Consider the following 15,021-nt stretch of genomic DNA (forward strand, 5'->3'; position numbering starts at 1 on the left):
CGTGAGCGCGAAGCCGACCGGCTGCTGCGCGGGGCCGCGTGCAATGATGAGGTCGCTGGCGGCGATGGCCTGTTCGAACACTTCCGGCGGAACGTGGTCTGTGAGCGCGTCGGGGGATAGCAGGCCGGTGTCGGCAAACAGGGCGCCGGCAGCCAGATCGATGGCGATCAGCACAGGGATTTCATCCTGTGTCGACCGTGAGATCGCATAATCTTCGGCTAGACGTCGCATTGACTCTCGCTGCCGCTATTTGTCATTGCTGTTGCTTCTAGTGAATAAGGATTGAAATGCAAATGAGCGCCATGTTTACAGAAGAACAGGTTATGATCCGCGACATGGCGCAGAAATTTGCGCGGGACCAGTTGCTGCCGCATTCGGATGCCTGGGACCGCGACAGCCATTTCCCGGTCGACGTGATCAAGCGCACGGCTGAACTCGGCTTTGCGGGCATCTATGTGAAGGACGATGTCGGCGGATCGGGCCTGACGCGCACCGACGCGGCGCTGATCTTCGAACAGCTCGCCTATGGCGACGTGTCGACTGCGGCGTTCATCTCGATCCACAACATGGCGAGCTGGATGATCGACACGTTCGGGTCGGACGCGCTGCGCCAGGAATGGGTGCCGCGCCTGACAAGCATGGAGCTGATTGCCAGCTATTGCCTGACCGAGCCGGGCGCAGGATCAGATGCCGCCAGCCTGAAGACACGCGCGGTGAAGGACGGCGACGATTATGTCATTACCGGCACCAAGCAGTTCATCTCGGGCGCGGGCGTCTCGGACGTTTACGTGCTGATGGCGCGCACCTCTGACGATGGCGCCAAGGGCGTCTCGGCCTTCATCATCGAGAAGGGCACGCCGGGGCTCAGCTTCGGGGCGAACGAGCGCAAGATGGGCTGGAAGAGCCAGCCGACGGCGCAGGTGATCCTCGATGGCGTGCGCGTGCCGGCGGCGAACCGCATCGGCGAGGAAGGCCACGGCTTCAAGTTCGCCATGGCGGGCCTGGATGGCGGGCGGCTGAACATTGCCGCCTGTGCGCTGGGCGGCGCGCAGCTGGCGCTCGACAAGGCTGTTGAGTATGCCAAGGAGCGGATGCAGTTCGGCAAGGCGCTGGCCGAGTTCCAGTCGATGCAGTTCAAGCTGGCCGACATGGAGACCGAGCTGCAGGCCGCGCGGGTGATGCTGTACGAGGCCGCCGGGCGGCTCGACGGCAAGACGCCGGACGCGACGCGCTGGTGCGCGATGGCGAAACGCTTCGTCACCGATACGGCGTTCAAGGTGGCCAATGACGCGCTGCAGGTGCATGGCGGCTATGGCTATCTGTCCGACTATGGCGTCGAGCGAATCGTGCGCGACCTGCGCGTGCACCAGATCCTCGAGGGCACCAACGAGATCATGCGCGTGATCATCTCGCGGGACATGTTGAAGGGCTGATTTCCGAGAAAGCGTTTGAAACCCTTCGGGTGATGCGGCAGCTTGCGGGCAGTCAGACATTCCCGGAGAGAATTCATGCGCCTTGTTGCTGTCCTGTTGCTTGCGGTGTTTGCCGTGATTCCCACGGCGTATGCCGCGCAGCCAAAGGCGTCGGTGGCCGCAGAGACGCCGGACAGTGTGGACTGGGCCACGGCGACCAAGGGACTGACGCTGACCAAGGGCTTTCTCGACATCTATACGGATACGAAGGGCGGGCGCGTGCTGGCGGCGTTTCCGGCGCCGGATGCGGACGGCGTGTTGCTGCGGGCGATCCATTCGGCCGGGCTGACGGCGGGGCTAGGCTCCAATCCGATCGGGCTCGACCGGGGCTATTTCGACGAGGGCCAAATTCTCGCCTTCCGGCGCGTCGCCAAGAAGGTGATCGCGGAGAAGGAGAACTGGACCTACCGGGCGAGCGCCGAGAATGCGCTGGAGCGCAAGGCGGTGCGGGAATCCTTTGCGCGGTCGTTCATCTGGGCGGGGGACGTGATCGCCGAGGGGCCGGACGGGGCGCTGCTGGTCGACCTCAAGGGCTTGCTGACGCGGGATGCGCTGAATGTGCGCGGCATCCTGAAGGCCAATCCGGACGGCGGGGAGTTTTCGATTGCAGAAGACCGGTCGATGCCGGACGCCTCGCAGGCGCTGAGCTTCCCGGACAATGTGGAATTCGATGCCTTCCTGACACTGACAAGCGACGACCCGCAATCACAGGTGAGCGCGACGGCGGCGGATGCGCGGGCCTTCACGCTGGTGCAGCACCAGTCGCTGGTGCGATTGCCGGACGACGGCTATCGTCCGCGCCTGTTCGATCCGCGCAGCGGGGCGATCGATGTCGGCTTCTATGATTTCTCCGCGCCCTTGTCTGGGCAGGTCAGGCAGGCCTTTGCCCGGCGCTTCCGGCTGGAGAAGCAGGACCCGGCAGCGGCGAGCAGCCCGGCCATCAAGCCGATTGTCTTCTATGTGGATTCCGGCGCACCGGAGCAAATCCGCCAGGCGCTGATCGAGGGCGCGTCTTGGTGGAAGGATGCGTTCGCGGCGGCAGGCTTCCCGGATTCCTATCGCGTGGAGGTCCTGCCCGAGGGCGTTCATCCACTCGACGTACGCTACAATGTGATCCAGTGGACGCACCGACAGACGCGCGGCTGGTCGTATGGTGGGGGTGTGTATGACCCGCGCACGGGCGAGATGTTGAAGGCGAATGTCATTCTCGGCAGCCAGCGCGTGCGGCAGGACCGGATGATCTTCGAAGGACTGGCCGGGACAGGCAAGACCGGCACGGGCGCAGCGGACGATCCGGTGGAACTGGCGCTGTCGCGCATCCGCCAGTTGGCTGCGCATGAGGTGGGCCACACGCTCGGCTTTGCGCATAATTTCGCGGCCTCGGCCAATGACCGCGCCTCTGTGATGGATTATCCCGCGCCGCTGGTGACGGTGGGCGACGATGGCGCACTGGATTTCTCGTCCAGCTATGCAGTCGGCATCGGCGCATGGGACAAGGTGGCGGCAACCTGGCTGTATACGCAGTATCCTGACGAGGCCGATGCAGGTGCCGAGGGCAGCAAGATTTTGCGTGCCGCCTATGCCAGCGGCTTGCGCTTCGTTGACGATGCGCAGGGGCGGGGTCTGGGCAGCAGTCATCCTTATGCGAGCGTTTGGGACAATGGAAATGACCCGATTGCGGCGCTGAACGAGACGATGCGTGTTCGGAAAGTGGCGCTTGGCCGGTTCGGGCTGGACGTCATCCAGGCGGGCGAGCCGACCTATGACCTGCGGGCGGTGCTCGTGCCCGTCTACCTGTATCACCGCTATGAGATAGCGGCGGCGGCCAAATCGATTGGCGGGTATGATTTCCGCTATTCGCTGCGCGGCGATGGCGGGCAGGCGGGGGCGCCCGTGCCGGAAACGCGCCAGAAGGCGGCGCTAGATGCATTGATCGCGACACTCGATCCGGCAGCGCTGGACCTGCCGGATGAAACGCTGAACCTGCTCAACACGCCGCTCGACTCCTTTGGAGCAGGCGCGTCAGGCGCAGAATATTTCCCGGGCACGACCGGGGCGATGTTCGATCTGATGGCGGCGGCAGACGCAGCGGCGTCGCAGACGCTGGGCGCGCTGCTGCATCCGGCGCGGATCGCGCGCCTGATCGAGACGCAGCGGCGCGACCCGGCGTCGCTGACATTTGAGGATGTGCTGGGCGGCGTCGAGGGCGTGGTGTTCGCCGCGCCCGCCACGCCGCGCCAGGCGGGCATCCTGCGCCGGGAGCAGGTGCGATACGCGTCAATGCTGATCGATCTCGCGTCGGACGCGAGCGCAACGCCGGAGACGGTCGCCCGGACCGATGCCTATCTTGGTGCGCTGGCGCAGCGGATTGCCGCGAAGGTTCGGCGCGCCAGTGCCGTCGACATGGCGACCGGCGCGGACATCACGCGGAAGATCACGGCGCATCTCGCGCGCGCTGCCATGCCAGCCGCCCCGGCGGCGGCCGGCGTGGATATGCCGCCCGGCAGCCCGATCGGGTCGGATATGGGTGAGGATTGCTGGCATTGCGACACGGAACTTCTGCGCTAGAGTGATCTCACGAGACCGGCTGAAGCTGGCGCGAATGGGAGAAACGCAATGCAGATTGAAGTGTTGCCCGGCGTGGGCGCAGAGATAACGGATGTCGACCTGCGAAAGGTCACGGGCGGCGAGATGGATGCGATCAAGCAGGCCTATGCCGATCATGGCGTGGTTTTCTTTCGCGACCAGGACCTCAGCGAGGCCGACCATATTGCCTTTGGCGAACGGTTCTCGCCGATCAATATCAACCGCTTCTTCGCCGCCCATCCCGACCATCCGGAAATTGCCATGGTGGCCAAGGAGGCTGACCAGAAGGACAATATTGGCGGCGGCTGGCACACAGACCATTCCTATGACGTGGAGCCGGCTATGGGGTCGGTGCTGGTCGCGCGAGTCCTGCCGGAGACGGGCGGGGACACGTTCTTCGCTAGCATGTATCGCGCCTATGACACGCTGGACGATGCGACCAAGGCGGAGATCGAGGGCCTTTCGGCTGTGCATTCCGCGAAGCATATTTTCGGCTCGCAGGAGCAGACCTATTACAACACCACCGATGCGGGTGGCGGACGGATCGGCAATGCGGCAGCGGCAGACGTGCTGGAGGATGTTGTCCATCCGGTGGTGATCACGCATCCGCTCAGCGGCAAGAAGGCGCTCTACGTGAATCCGGGCTTCACGGTGGGGATCGCGGGCAAGTCGAAAGAGCAGGGGGCCGAGCTGCTGGCGCAGCTGTTCGCGCATGCGATGAAGCAGGAGCACGCCTATCGGTTCAGCTGGAAGCCGGGATCGGTGGCGTTCTGGGACAATCGGTCAACCTGGCACTGGGCGCTGAACGATTATCACGGCCAGCGCCGCATCATGCACCGCATCACGCTGGAAGGGTGCGTACTGCACTGAGCGTGGAACGCCTAGTCGAGCTTGAATTCGACGCCGGTTTCGCAGCCGCTCTGCCAGCGGCGAATGCAGGTGCGCGGCTTTTTGAACTGAGGTATGTGCATCACGAACTGTTCGGGCAGGTCGACTCCCGCGGGTGTGACGATGCGTGCGCCACCCGGCGACACGTCGCGGATTTCGCATGGCAGGCGCTTGAACAGGCCCAGCCTGATCATGCCGGATTGCGCCAGAGTTGTCCTGCGGCCCCTGCGATTCATCGTCGTATTCATTTTACTTCCTCTCGGACGCAACGGCATGGTTTGGCGCGTCGAGAAGTGTATGTGACAGAAACTGGTAAACAGACCGCCCTATCTTAAGGCGCGTTTTGAAGCATTCAGACAATGACTGACAAAGGAAATGCCCATGGCTGAAGATGTTCGGATCAACGTTCACAAGGGACTCGGCCGTATTACCCTGACCCGGCCATCGGCCCTGCATGCCCTGAATACGCCCATGTGCGAGACGATCCTGTCGGCGCTGGAACGCTGGGCGGGCGATCCGACTGTCTATCTCGTCATGGTCGAACATGAAGAGGGCACACGCGGCTTCTGTGCCGGCGGCGACATTCGCATGCTGGCGGAAAGCGGCGCGGGCGATGCCAGCGAGGCGCGGGCCTTCTTCAATGTTGAATACCGGATGAACGCGGCATTGAAAGCCTTTCCCAAGCCTGTGCTGGCAGTGATGGACGGCGTGACCATGGGCGGCGGTGTCGGCCTGTCCGTGCACGGGTCGCACCGGGTGGCGACCGAGCGGACGGTGTTTGCGATGCCGGAGACCGGCATCGGCCTGTTCCCGGATGTCGGCGGGGGCTGGTTCCTGCCAAGGCTTTCCGGGGCGCTGGGCACATGGCTGGCGCTGACCGGCGCCCGCCTGAAGGGCGCAGATGTGGCGGCCGCGCGCGTGGCGACGCATTTCGTGCCGTCCGAACTGGTCGCGAACCTGAAGAAGCAGGTCGAGGGGGCCGACTTTTCGGTCGATGCGGCGGGCCTGCTGAACGAGATATTGCGCCGGCTGACCCATGCCGTCCCGGCGGCGAGTTTCGAGCCGCATCGCGAGGTGATCGATCGCTGCTTCGCGCCGGACAGCGCTGAAGCGATCGTGGCGGCGCTGGAGACGGATGGCAGTGACTGGGCCATGGAACAGGTGGCCGTGCTGCGCACCAAGTCGCCCGAGACCGTGAAAGTGGCCTTGCGCCAGTTGCGCGAAGGCGGGCGCCTGACGGACTTCAGGGATAATATGCGGATGGAATATCGCATCGGCTGGCGGAAGGTGCAGGGCCCCGACTTCCTCGAAGGTGTCCGGGCGGTGATCGTGGACAAGGACAATGCGCCCGTCTGGTCACCTGCGCGCCTGGAAGATGTCAGCGAGGCGGACGTCGCCCGGTATTTCGAATCCTTGGGCACCGACGAGCTCGAATTCGACTGATCTCTGGTTTCGGGGTGGACAACCCGTTTGCTCATCGGCCACAAACCCTTGGGCGGCTGAGGGAGACAGGCAATGCGCGGTGAAGTTCTTAAACCTGATAATCTGGATGGCGCGGGTCTGATCCTGGGCGAGGATGGCCAGCGCTACCAGTTCACGCAGTTGCAGGTTCGCAACGGCGCGGTTCTGCACGCCGGCCAAACGGTTGATTTCATAAGCATGGGCGAAGAGGCGCGCGACATCTATGCATTGGGAGCGGCAGCTGCCCAGCCTGCAACCACCCCGCCAGCCTACGCGGGCGCGCCGCCTGCCTTGCCGACGGCGGCGTATGCCACCGCTGTGCCATTGAAGAGCGATGGATTGTGGGCCTATTTCACGCGAACATTGACCAAGAACTTTGTTCAGTTCCATGGCCGCGCGCGACGCGCTGAATACTGGGGCTATGTCCTGTTTGCGACGATCTTCTATGTTGCGGCGCTGCTCGTCGATGTGATGCTCAGCCTCGCATTCTATGGCACTGACGAGTACGGCGACCCGATCATCCTGCCGATTCTGTTCATCGTGTTCGTGCTTTACAATATCCTGCCATCGCTTTCGATCACCATTCGGCGGCTGCATGATCGCGACCTGAGTGGCTGGATGTACCTGATCAGCCTCATTCCTTATATCGGCGGCCTGATCCTGCTGGTCTTGATGATCTTGGACAGCAAACCGGCGGCGAACAAGCATGGGCCGAGCCCCAAGTATATGGGCGCCACGACTGCCGATACTTTCGCCTAGATCGGCCGGATTCCCTATTTACCAAGTATTCATCATGAATTGATGGCCATCCTCACCTGCGGGGCCGTCATAATTCGTGTTTCAGACGTATTTCGGCGCAATTTTCCTCGAAAACACGTTTCGAGGCAGTAACGGTTAATGAATTCGTCCATTTGTTAACAATCAACACTTGAGAAGAGGGTATGATTATCAAATAATTAGGATTGATCGCGTAAATCTACTCAAACTACAACAAAAGTTGAGTGATGGTGGAAGTAATGATGATCTCCGATATGCAGGAAACTGCACCCCTTTCCGTTGGCGAGTCTTTTCTCAAGTCTTTGTCCCTTCTTGAGCAGGCGCACCGTCGTCTGCACGACGTCGTCAAGGACGACCTCGAGCGCGGTGGTGAACGGTCGCTGACCGGCGTCCAGGCCCTGCTGATCTACGAGATCGGCGACGATGAGGCCCCGGCCTCTGTCCTGCGGGCTCGTGGCGCCTTTGCCGGCACCAGCCTGTCGTACAATGTCAAGAAACTCCAGGAAGGCGGTTACCTGATCCAGACGCGTTCCGAGGACGATAAGCGGACGGTGACGCTTCGCCTGACCGAACGTGGCCTTAAGGTGCGTGACCGTGTTGCCAACCTGTTCGAAAAGCAGGCCTCGGCGCTCGAGCCAACGGCCAGCGTGCGTCACGACGACCTGTCGCAACTGAACAAGACCATTTCGCGCCTAGAGCGCTTCTGGTCCGACCAGATCCGCTTCCGCCTCTAAGCGGATACCGCAATCTTTGCGGATCACAATTGCCCCCGTCCTTGTGGCGGGGCTTTTTTGTATTTCTACTTTGGTTATATATTGTCGGCATGAAGGGATTGTGGCTGGTGGCTTTGGAGGCGGCGTACGCCTGCGGTCCTGCTGAGGCAGGGCCGTGGACCCGTGACGATGGCGGCTTTTACCTGCGCGGGCTCGTCTCGACTGAAACCCTCAACGGTCTCGACGGTACACGGGCCGATGCCTATGGCGAATACGGGCTGACGGATCGCCTTACGCTGACAGGCAAGACCGAAGCCGTATTCTACGAAGACAGTATCGGTGAGATTGACCGGCAGTCCGATCGTGTGTCGCTGCGCCGCCAGCTGTGGTCACACAAGGGGTTCACCTTCGGGGCGGAGGCGGCGGCCGTCTATGGTAGCGCGATTGCCGGCACGTTCGGTTGCGATGAATGGGGCGGCGAGGCACGGCTGAGCGGCGGCTATTGAGGCGTGCGCAAGTCGCTGGGATTCTACTTGTTCAGCGATTTCGCGATGATCAGCCATCAGGATGGCTGCGTGCGGCACCAAGCCGAATTCGGCTATGGCGCGGACATTTCGGACCGGATCTTCGTGACCCAGCAGGTCTGGCTCGAACGCAGCAATGACAGCGCGGACTCGAACAAGTTCGAGAGCCAGGTCGGCTATCATTTCGGCCATATCGACGTATCGGTCGGATACCGTGAGGAATTTGGCGGCGCCTATGAGGAAAACGCCTACCTCATCGCCCTGACGACCCGGCGCTAGGCGCGCAGCCCTATTCTGCCGGCGGCGGCGTGTAACCGGTTTCCACCATCAGGTAGGCGATCAGGCCCAGCCGGTCTTCCGGCTTGCGGACGCCCGCGAAGCTCATGCGGTTGCCGGGCAGGAACGCGCGCGGATTGGTCAGCCATTCGTCGAGATGGACGGGTTCCCAGACGAAATTGGCCTCCTCGAGCGCGTCGGAAAAGGCAAAGCCGTCGACTGACCCGACGTCACGTCCGAACAGGCCATGCAGGTTGGGTCCGACAAGGTTGCCGGCGCCTTCTGCCGTCAGGTGGCAGGACTGGCACAGCTTGAACGTGCGCTTGCCACGTGCGTAATCGGCCATGTTGTAAGGGGCAGGCAGCGCGGCGAATTCCGGGCTGGGCTCGCCGGGGACTGGCGCAGCAGCGGGCGCGACAACCGGCTTTTCCGCCGGCGCGGGGGCGGCTGCGACCGTTTCAGTCGGCGTTTGCGTTGGGGCTGCAGGTGTCGCCGCGTCGGTGCTGGAACCGCCACAGGCGGCGATTAGGGCAAAGGCAGCAATGGCTGTGGCAGATTTCAGAAATGGCGACATGGCGCGGAATCCTTTTCAGACGGGTCTGAGTGCATTGTGAGCCGATGCCGGGAGCGTTGCAACCATATGCAGCGCGACACTTCGCACCGATGATGCCAGCCCGCGACAAAGCCTGCTGGCTGGTTTACTGTTCCACCATGCCTGATTCCGTCCGCCCGAAGCCCCAGATTCGCAGACTGCCGCCCGATGTGGTCAACCGTATCGCGGCCGGTGAGGTCGTGGAACGCCCTGCGGCGGCGGTGAAGGAGCTGGTCGAGAACGCGCTGGATGCGGGCGCGACGCGCGTGTCGATCGCGATTGAAGAAGGCGGCCTGAAACGGATCGCCATCGAGGACGATGGTTGCGGCATGTCGGCCGATGACCTTCTGGTCGCGCTGGAGCGCCATGCGACGTCGAAACTGGCCCCCGGCGCCGATGGTCACGTCGACCTCCTGAACATTCACACGATGGGCTTTCGCGGCGAGGCGCTGCCGTCCATCGGATCCGTCAGCCGGATGACGCTGACTTCGCGGGCGGCGGGCGAGGATGCGGCCGACGTGTTCGTCGAGGCGGGCCGGATTGAAGGCCCCCGGCCGGCGGCCTTTACCGGGCGCGGCGAGACGGGGACGCGGATCGAAGTGCGCGACCTGTTCCATGCGACACCGGCGCGATTGAAATTCATGAAGGGCGAGCGCTCGGAAACGATGGCCGTCTCCGATGTCGTCAAACGGCTTGCCATGGCGAACCCGGCTGTTGCATTCAGCCTCGAAAGCAATGGGCGCAGCCTGTTCCGCCATGCCGCCGAAGCCGACGGCGAGGCCGGACAACTCGCCCGTCTGGGCGCGATCATGGGGCGCGATTTCCGCGACAATGCCGTGGCCATCGATGCCGAGCGCGAAGGCGTGCGGCTGAAGGGCTTTGCCGGCCTGCCGACGCTCAATCGCGGCAATGCGCAGATGCAGTTCATGTTCGTCAACGGTCGCCCGGTGAAAGACCGGATGCTGAATGGCGTGATCCGCGCCGCCTACCAGGATTTCCTGGCGCGCGATCGCCACCCGATGGCGGCGCTGTTCGTCGAACTCGACCCCGAATATGTGGATGTCAACGTACACCCGGCGAAAACGGAAGTGCGTTTTCGCGATGCCGGGAATGTGCGGGGGCTGATGATCGGTGCGCTGCGCCACTCGCTGGCGGCTGCCGGGCACAGGGCGTCTACGACGGTCGCTGGGTTTGCGCTCGGGCGGGCGAAGCCGGAAGCACCGATGCCGACCGGGGCGCTGTTTGCGTCGCGTCCGGCGACTGGCGGTGGATATGCCTATCAGGCGCCACGGCCCGAAACATATGAAGGCAGCGGCTTTGGTGAAACGCCGCCCCCGCCTTTCGACTATAGCGATGCGCCGACGGGGCGGGTGGAGGCTGTGCCGGAAACGCCGCAGGGCGATTTCCCGTTGGGCGTGGCGCGGGCGCAATTGCACGAAACCTATATCGTCGCGCAGACGGCAGATGGGATCGTCATCGTCGACCAGCACGCCGCGCACGAGCGACTCGTTTACGAGGACATGAAGCGCCAGATGGCGGCAGGGGGCGTGAAGCGCCAGGCCCTGCTGATCCCTGATGTTGTTGAACTGACCGAGGACGAAGCCTCGCGCGTGCTGGAGCGCGCGGATGAACTGGCCGAACTCGGGCTGGAGATCGAGGCCTTTGGCGCTGGCGCCGTGTGCGTGCGGGCGACACCGGCGCTGTTCGGCGAGATGGACGCGATCGGCCTGATCCGCGACCTGGCGGATGACTTTGCCGAATATGATGCCGGCCTCGCCCTGAAGGAGCGGTTCGAGGAAGTGATGGGCAACATGGCCTGTCGCGGCTCCGTGCGGGCCGGGCGGCGGCTGAACAGCGACGAGATGAACGCGCTGCTTCGCCAGATGGAATCGACGCCCCATTCCGGCCAGTGCAATCATGGCCGCCCCACTTATGTGGAGCTGAAACTGGCTGACGTCGAGCGCCTGTTCGGGCGGCGCTAGCCCCTAATTCGCGACGCCGTTATCGACCTTCTCGATGAAGCCGATGAGCCCCCCGAAATAGCATTCGCGATTGTCGTATTGCGCAAGGTGACCGGCATCCGGGCAGATGGTTAGGTCAGCATGCGGGATTTCATCCGCCATGCTCGCCATGTAAGCCGGATCCATCGTGTCTTCCTGCCCGCCGATGACGAGTGTCGGCACGGTGATTGCGTGCAGGTCGGCAAACCGGTCCCAATCAACCAGCGTGCCGCCGGCGCCCATTTCGCTGGGCCCCTGCATGGCGACGTATTTTGCGCCATTGAGATGTTCGAACATGGTCATCACTTCCGGCGGCCACTGATCGACCGGTCGGCGCAGGATGTGCTGAGTATAATAGGTGTTCATCAGCAGCTCCATGTAGCGCGGGTTCGCGAAATCCCGGCGGCCTCGTAACCAAGGATCTCTTTCAGCACATCCGGGTCCATTTGCGGCTGAAGGACATTTTTCGAATAGTCGATATAGGCCGGGATACTGGCCATCATGTTCGAGATGATCAGGCCCTTGATATGGTCCTGGTGGGCAAGTGCGTATTCCATCGCCAGCATGGCGCCCCAGGACTGGCCGTAGAGATAGAAATTGTCCGCGTCGAGACCGAGCGCCTCGCGCACCTGGTCGACCTCGCTGAGCGCTGCCGCGATGGTCCACAGGTCAGGGTCATTAGGCTGGTCGGAGAGGTAGGAGTCGAGCTGGTCGTAATAGAAGAACTCTATGCCAGCTTGCGGGAAATGGTCCTCGAAGGGCTTGAAGCTTTCATAGGTTGCGCCCGGCCCGCCGTGTAGAAGCAGGACCTTGATGCGGGGATTGTCGCCGACCTTTCTTCGTCCACACCTTGAAGTCGCCCTTCGGGGTCGTGATCGGGATCACGCGGACGCCCGCCTCATCCGTGATCTCGGTCGCGGCTGCAGCGGCAATTTCCGGTGTGTTTGCCGCCGGGCTTTCGGGCGGCTTTTGCGGGGAGCATCCCGCTACGGCAAGTGCAAGCATTGCGATAGACAGGTAGTTGCGCATTGTGGCCCCCTCGGAGTATCTGGTGCGGGCAAGCCTAAAGAAGGCCTGACGGGCCGTAAAACGGAATCGCGGGATACCGGGCAAGGGAGGACGTGCCATGGCTGGAGCAGCATCTGCCATTAATATCGACGATCTGCGCAGCCTGGCGAAGGCGCGCCTGCCGCGCATGGTGTTCGACTATATCGATGGCGGGGCGGAGGACGAGATCACCTTGCGCCGCTCGGTGGACCGGTTTGCCGATTATGAGTGGGTGTGGAACGCGCTGGTTGACGTGTCGAAGATCAAGACGGCCACCAAAGTGCTCGGCCAGCCGAATGCGCAGCCATATTTTGTATCGCCGACGGCGGCGTCGCGCCTGTTCCATCCCATGCAGGGCGAACTCGCGACGGCGCGCGCGGCGCAGGCCGCGGGTATTGCCTATTCGGTGTCGACATTGGCGAGCCACAAGATCGAAACGATTGCAGCCGCCGCGCCGGACATTCCGAAATTCATCCAGGTCTATGTCTGGAAAGACCGGGGCATCGTGCGGGACTTTCTCGCCCGGGCCAAGGCGGCGGGCTATGTCGGTTGCATCCTGACGGTCGATGCCGTATCGGCCGGTTATCGCGAGCGCGACCCGCGCAATGGCTTTTCCATTCCGCCCTCAGTGAACTGGAAAACGGCAACCCAGGCGCTGGCGCGTCCCGGCTACCTCGCCGACCTTGCCCGGTCTCCCGAGATCGGCCCGGCGAATTTCGAGGGCGTCGATACAGGCGGGCGTGACGTAATGGGCGTGATCAATGAATTGTTCGACCGGACAATGACATGGAAAGACGCCGAATGGATGGCGAAGGAATGGGGCGGTCCGTTCGCGATAAAGGGCATCAGTACGGCAGAGGATGCAAGGCGGGCCGTCGGATCGGGCGCCAGCACCGTGTGGCTGTCCAACCATGGCGGCCGCCAGATCGATACGTCCGTGCCGGTCGTCGATCTCGTGCCGGAGGTGCGTGAGGCGGTGCTGGACGAGATTGAAGTGATTGCGGACGGCGGCGTACGACGCGGCAGCCATGTGCTCAAGCTGATCGCGCGCGGTGCCACCAGCGTCGCGCTTGGCCGAGCCTGCCTGTATGGGCTTGCCGCCGGCGGCGAGGCCGGTGTGGCGCGCGCGCTCGAGATCATGTCGGTCGATGTCGCCCGGCTTCTCGGATTGCTCGGTGTGCCTGACGTATCCGATCTCGACCAGAGCCTGCTCCGGCTCCGGACGCGCTGAGGCTGCTCAGGTCGTCGCGCCGCCCAGGAAGCCGAGATCCTTCTGGCTGAAATTCGACAGATTGGGCAGGGCCGCGGCGAGTTCACCTGCGTCGAGCCCGAACCATGACCCCAGGGTCGCGGCGTATTGTTCGACCGACACTTTCGGGATCAGGCGACCGTGGGTCGAGGTGAACGATTCGCCATCGAGATCCGGCGTCGGAATATCGCCATAGATCTGCTTGCCGGCAACCGATCCGCCGGTGACGAAATGGTGGCCACCCCAGCCATGATCGGTGCCGTCGCCATTGTCGATCGTCGTGCGTCCGAACTCGGACATGGTGAACAGGGTGACGTCGTTCCATGTCCCCTGCGTCACCATGGATGTACGGAAGGCCGAAATGGCTTCAGAAAGCGCTGTCTGCAAGGCGGGTAGGGTATTGGTCTGGCCGCTATGCGTGTCGAAGCCGCCCATGAAGACATAGAAGACCTGACGATTGGATTCGAGTTTATCCTGTATACTGATCGTATTCGCCACGCTCCGCAGCTGGGAGCCGATACTGCTGCCGGGGAATTCGGTGGCAATACCGGGTGACGACTCCAGTGCCGTATCATAGGCGCGGCTGCTGATCACGCCATTACCGGATTGGCGGGCAAAGTCGCGGGCAAACAGGTTGGTCTCGCCATAGCCGGTTTTGGAGACATATTCGTCAAGCAGGTCACGCGCCGCATTGAAGCGGGATTCGCCGCCGAGAATATAGGGCTGGTCTACCAGGGTAACGCCCTGGGCTCCGCCCGCGCTCGTGGTGAACTGACGCCCTTCCTTGCCGGACAGGAACACATCGTTCGGCCCGGCGGAGACCATGGCATAGCGCGGGTTCAGTGAGGAGTCAGACCGCAGGGCGGCATCCGCGAACGCGCCACCCCAACCATACTGGGCACCTTCGACGCCCAGAGACATCCAGGTCGACTGCTGGTCATTGTGCGAGAAAAGCCTTGGTGGCAGTTGCACGCCGACGCGCGTGAGGTCCGAGCGTGTGGTCGGTTCGATCAGGGGACCGACATTGCCGACAATGGCCAGTTCGCCCGCCTCGAAGATTTCCTGGAGCCCCAACATTTGCTCGGGCAGGCCAAACAGGCGCGATCCGAAACTCGCGGCATTGGTCGGGTTGAGCGCGTGTAGTCTCGCGAGATCACGCGACGACGTGCCGGAGCCGACGCCATAGGCGTTGTAGAGGCCGGGCCGGGCGTTTCGCAACAGGTCATACGAGGTCTGGTCGCGCGGAATGACCGTATCGGCATGGTCCATGCCACCCTTCAGGAAGATGCAGACCAGCGCCTTGTATCCGCTGGTATTGGCAGCGAAAGCCTTGCCACTCGTCAGAGTGCTGAGCACACCCGTTCCTGCGAGAAAGCCCGTGGCGGCGCCCGAGCGGAGGAAGTTGCGACGATTCATGTTAGCCATTCTGGTTATCC

17 protein-coding genes are annotated in these 15,021 nt (G+C 62.9%); 10 read left to right on the forward strand and 7 right to left on the reverse strand.

Features of this window, described 5'->3' with window-relative positions; translation table 11 throughout:
- The coding region (locus tag ACESNB_RS08095; RefSeq protein ID WP_373006107.1) for a hypothetical protein at positions 1–231 on the reverse strand (231 nt) is incomplete at its 3' end.
- A 62-nt stretch (positions 232–293) separates the two neighbouring features.
- On the opposite strand from ACESNB_RS08095, the gene ACESNB_RS08100 reads away from it, so the two are divergent.
- The 3 genes from ACESNB_RS08100 to ACESNB_RS08110 all read left to right on the forward strand — a co-directional run bounded on the left by ACESNB_RS08100 (position 294) and on the right by ACESNB_RS08110 (position 4,928).
- Positions 294–1,433 (forward strand): isobutyryl-CoA dehydrogenase, encoded by a 1,140-nt coding sequence (locus tag ACESNB_RS08100; protein ID WP_373006109.1) that lies wholly within the window; start codon positions 294–296, stop codon positions 1,431–1,433.
- Positions 1,434–1,508: 75 nt separating this feature from the next.
- A complete protein-coding gene (locus tag ACESNB_RS08105; protein WP_373006111.1) occupies positions 1,509–4,040 on the forward strand; it encodes a zinc-dependent metalloprotease in 2,532 nt (843 codons plus the stop codon).
- 48 nt (positions 4,041–4,088) lie between these two features.
- Positions 4,089–4,928, forward strand: coding sequence for a TauD/TfdA dioxygenase family protein (locus ACESNB_RS08110; protein ID WP_373006113.1), 840 nt, complete (start codon positions 4,089–4,091; stop codon positions 4,926–4,928).
- An 11-nt stretch (positions 4,929–4,939) separates the two neighbouring features.
- Here the strand turns inward: ACESNB_RS08110 and ACESNB_RS08115 are convergent, their stop codons facing one another.
- A complete protein-coding gene (locus ACESNB_RS08115; RefSeq protein WP_373006115.1) occupies positions 4,940–5,194 on the reverse strand; it encodes a PilZ domain-containing protein in 255 nt (84 codons plus the stop codon).
- 133 nt (positions 5,195–5,327) lie between these two features.
- On the opposite strand from ACESNB_RS08115, the gene ACESNB_RS08120 reads away from it, so the two are divergent.
- The 5 genes from ACESNB_RS08120 to ACESNB_RS08140 all read left to right on the forward strand — a co-directional run bounded on the left by ACESNB_RS08120 (position 5,328) and on the right by ACESNB_RS08140 (position 8,700).
- A complete protein-coding gene (locus tag ACESNB_RS08120; protein WP_373006117.1) occupies positions 5,328–6,389 on the forward strand; it encodes an enoyl-CoA hydratase/isomerase family protein in 1,062 nt (353 codons plus the stop codon).
- Positions 6,390–6,461: 72 nt separating this feature from the next.
- On the forward strand, positions 6,462–7,166 hold the full coding sequence (locus tag ACESNB_RS08125; RefSeq protein ID WP_373006119.1) for a DUF805 domain-containing protein: 705 nt from the start codon (positions 6,462–6,464) through the stop codon (positions 7,164–7,166).
- Positions 7,167–7,423: 257 nt separating this feature from the next.
- On the forward strand, positions 7,424–7,918 hold the full coding sequence (locus tag ACESNB_RS08130; protein ID WP_373006121.1) for a MarR family winged helix-turn-helix transcriptional regulator: 495 nt from the start codon (positions 7,424–7,426) through the stop codon (positions 7,916–7,918).
- A gap of 89 nt (positions 7,919–8,007) precedes the next feature.
- Positions 8,008–8,403 carry a hypothetical protein gene (locus ACESNB_RS08135; protein WP_373006123.1) on the forward strand — a complete coding sequence of 132 codons (396 nt, stop codon included), beginning with the start codon at positions 8,008–8,010 and terminating at the stop codon, positions 8,401–8,403.
- A 3-nt stretch (positions 8,404–8,406) separates the two neighbouring features.
- Positions 8,407–8,700: a hypothetical protein gene (locus ACESNB_RS08140; RefSeq protein ID WP_373006125.1), complete on the forward strand. Its 294-nt coding sequence runs from the start codon at positions 8,407–8,409 to the stop codon at positions 8,698–8,700.
- 10 nt (positions 8,701–8,710) lie between these two features.
- Here ACESNB_RS08140 and ACESNB_RS08145 read toward each other — a convergent pair whose 3' ends face one another.
- On the reverse strand, positions 8,711–9,271 hold the full coding sequence (locus tag ACESNB_RS08145) for a cytochrome c family protein (protein ID WP_373006127.1): 561 nt from the start codon (positions 9,269–9,271) through the stop codon (positions 8,711–8,713).
- 137 nt (positions 9,272–9,408) lie between these two features.
- On the opposite strand from ACESNB_RS08145, the gene mutL reads away from it, so the two are divergent.
- A complete protein-coding gene (mutL, locus tag ACESNB_RS08150; protein WP_373006129.1) occupies positions 9,409–11,271 on the forward strand; it encodes a DNA mismatch repair endonuclease MutL in 1,863 nt (620 codons plus the stop codon).
- A gap of 3 nt (positions 11,272–11,274) precedes the next feature.
- On the opposite strand, the gene ACESNB_RS08155 is transcribed toward mutL, so the two are convergent.
- The 3 genes from ACESNB_RS08155 to ACESNB_RS08165 are packed head-to-tail and all read right to left on the reverse strand — an operon-like array spanning position 11,275 to position 12,318.
- Entirely contained in the window at positions 11,275–11,655 is a 381-nt protein-coding gene (locus ACESNB_RS08155) for an alpha/beta fold hydrolase (RefSeq protein WP_373006131.1), read from the reverse strand.
- Positions 11,655–12,104, reverse strand: a complete 450-nt coding sequence (locus tag ACESNB_RS08160) for an alpha/beta fold hydrolase (RefSeq protein WP_373006176.1) — start codon at positions 12,102–12,104, stop codon at positions 11,655–11,657. The genes ACESNB_RS08155 and ACESNB_RS08160 overlap by 1 nt, the downstream gene beginning before the upstream one ends.
- Positions 12,061–12,318: a hypothetical protein gene (locus ACESNB_RS08165; protein ID WP_373006133.1), complete on the reverse strand. Its 258-nt coding sequence runs from the start codon at positions 12,316–12,318 to the stop codon at positions 12,061–12,063. The genes ACESNB_RS08160 and ACESNB_RS08165 overlap by 44 nt, the downstream gene beginning before the upstream one ends.
- Positions 12,319–12,415: 97 nt before the next feature.
- Here ACESNB_RS08165 and ACESNB_RS08170 point away from each other — a divergent pair, with 97 nt between their 5' ends.
- Complete coding sequence (locus tag ACESNB_RS08170) at positions 12,416–13,567, forward strand: alpha-hydroxy acid oxidase (protein WP_373006135.1); 1,152 nt, start codon at positions 12,416–12,418, stop codon at positions 13,565–13,567.
- A gap of 6 nt (positions 13,568–13,573) precedes the next feature.
- Here the strand turns inward: ACESNB_RS08170 and ACESNB_RS08175 are convergent, their stop codons facing one another.
- Positions 13,574–15,010, reverse strand: a complete 1,437-nt coding sequence (locus ACESNB_RS08175) for a DUF1501 domain-containing protein (RefSeq protein WP_373006137.1) — start codon at positions 15,008–15,010, stop codon at positions 13,574–13,576.
- Positions 15,011–15,021 lie beyond the last annotated feature (11 nt).

Source organism: Hyphomonas sp. (assembly GCF_041689225.1).
GTDB lineage: Bacteria > Pseudomonadota > Alphaproteobacteria > Caulobacterales > Hyphomonadaceae > Hyphomonas.